Annotated in this window: 3 protein-coding genes; all 3 read left to right on the top strand. The window is 62.3% G+C overall.

Features of this window, described 5'->3' with window-relative positions; translation table 11 throughout:
• Positions 1-787: 787 nt before the first annotated feature.
• Positions 788-940 (top strand): hypothetical protein, encoded by a 153-nt coding sequence (locus VQ044_RS24900; RefSeq protein ID WP_327650333.1) that lies wholly within the window; start codon positions 788-790, stop codon positions 938-940.
• 141 nt (positions 941-1,081) lie between these two features.
• Entirely contained in the window at positions 1,082-1,648 is a 567-nt protein-coding gene (locus VQ044_RS24895) for a hypothetical protein (protein ID WP_331827875.1), read from the top strand.
• Positions 1,645-2,024 (top strand): DUF542 domain-containing protein (locus VQ044_RS24890; protein ID WP_331827874.1); only part of this gene is annotated, 380 nt, incomplete at its 3' end. The genes VQ044_RS24895 and VQ044_RS24890, both read left to right, overlap by 4 nt.

Here is a 2,024-nt window from a genome sequence, read left to right as displayed (position 1 = left end):
TCGAAAGACCTTTAGGCGGACTTGATTTAGCGGCGGGTGATCAGCGTTATCAATTTCGCGCAAGTCTCTCGGTCGCGATGCCCTCGGACGTCAAGGAGATGCCCAGGATTTCCCTGAGCGGGGTGCTGGGCGCCATCGGATCGGCGATGGTGATCCCGCCAGAGCAACCGCGAGATTGGCTTCGAGTGTCTCCCACAGCATGGCGCGCAGCCGGCACGAGCTGATGATAATGCATTGGTTCCGATCTGGATTGAAGCACTCGATGTGACGGAAATCCTCTGCCGTCGCCCGGATCAGCCGCCAACATCGATGTCCGACGGTTCCCCTTGAGACGGAGTCCGCCGCCGCGGACGTTCTGGACGAAGCCCGCCCGGCCAAGTTCCTGCGCGACCTTGATCAGATGGTTGTGGGAGATGTCGTAGGCTTTCCGCCGTCTCCTGTATGGTTGCCAGCCCGTCGGGCTTCAGCGCCAGGTACAAGAGCCGGCGCAGGACGTAACCGATGTACATGGTGACGCGCACGAATTTCTCCCGAAAGATGCATCATTCGTATTGCTTTTGAGCCGCGTCGGCAATAGCCTCGCCAAAGATGCATTGTGAATACCTTTATTCGCGTTGGGATGTGTCGTCGGCTGAAGGACCCCGTCGGCCCTCTCCCCGGAGCGCCTTTCCTGGCGATGCCATTCGGATAGGTCGCCGCATGCAGCGGCCGGGCGAAGAAGAGACCCATGACGCAGCGAGGGCGTGCCGGACACCGAGTGACATTCGCCTCTTGTGGGAGTGGTTTCATGGGTCCGGGCAAGCGCCAATTCTCTGCTCCAGGAGTGATCGCGCTTGCCTTTTCCGATCGCGATCCACCCATCGATGTAACTCAGCAGGATCGCTTCGTGCGCCGCGTCGAGTTCATGATCGACCCCGGCGATCCCACAATGGCGATTTGAGGCCAGGCATGGCCTTGGTGTGGCCGAACAGACGGAACTGGAGGACCGGCAATGACCTGCGTCAAGAGTCAGCCCCGCGAAGAGGGGCGCAAGCGGTGCACGGTGAGGCTGGACTGGTTCGGCGGCGATGTTTCGCGCGCGATGCAGATCGCCAAGCTCCAGGTTCCGGTCGTGGGGCAGGTGTTCATCATCGGCGTCGGACTTCTGGTCTTCCACCTGCTCACGCTCGGCCATCGCATCCGCATCGCCGCGGTGCCGCTGACGCGCGGATTTAAGGGGGCGGACGCATATGGCGGGTCCAAGCACGCCATCCGGCCCGGCTGGAAGCGATTGCCGACCGGCTGGGAAGCGGAGTTTTGGCTGCTGGGTATGGGAGGTTTCGGTGCGTTCACTACATTGGGATTGCTAAGCTTTGACCTCTCTGGTGTCCGCACCGGCAGCCCGATCTTTCCCTATCTGATGGCCGGCATCGGCTATCCGGGGTTGTCCCTGGTGACGCTGCTCTTCGTCTGGCGGCTCCTCGGTTCGCTCACGGCCGGGAATGTCGAGCCGCTTGCCGTCTACACCAGCGTAACGTTCGCGGCCGAACCGGCGGAGCGAGCCCACGTCAGGTCGACGGAATCGAAAAGCGGGGCACCAACCCGACGAGGCCCCACACCCGCACACCTTCCAACTCAATCAGGTCACCACGCAAGGAGAAGAAGATGACGGAGACCACCCTGCCCCTGCACGACCAGAAGGTCGGCGAGATCGCTGCGCAACTTCCGGGAGCCACCGGTGTCTTCCGCCGGTTTGGAATCGATTTCTGCTGTCACGGCGACGTTTCGCTGACCGAGGCGGCGTACCAGCACAAGCTCAACATTATCGAGCTTGAATCAGCGCTGCAGGCGCTCGACCCCGCAGCCGCACCGCAGGCGCCGCGGGAAACCACCGCTCTGATCGATCACATCCAGACCCGCTATCACGAGGTCCACCGACGCCAGATTCCCGAACTGATCGAACTGTCGCGCAAGGTCGAGGCGGTCCATGCCGCCCACCCGAACGCGCCGGAAGGGCTGGCCGACGCCTTGCAACAGATCATGGG

Source organism: Aurantimonas sp. C2-5-R2, assembly GCF_036549495.1.
GTDB classification, from domain to species: Bacteria; Pseudomonadota; Alphaproteobacteria; order Rhizobiales; family Rhizobiaceae; genus Aurantimonas; species Aurantimonas coralicida_A.
Note: the sequence above shows the minus strand (reverse complement) of the source record. Positions and strands in the feature narration are given on the sequence as shown.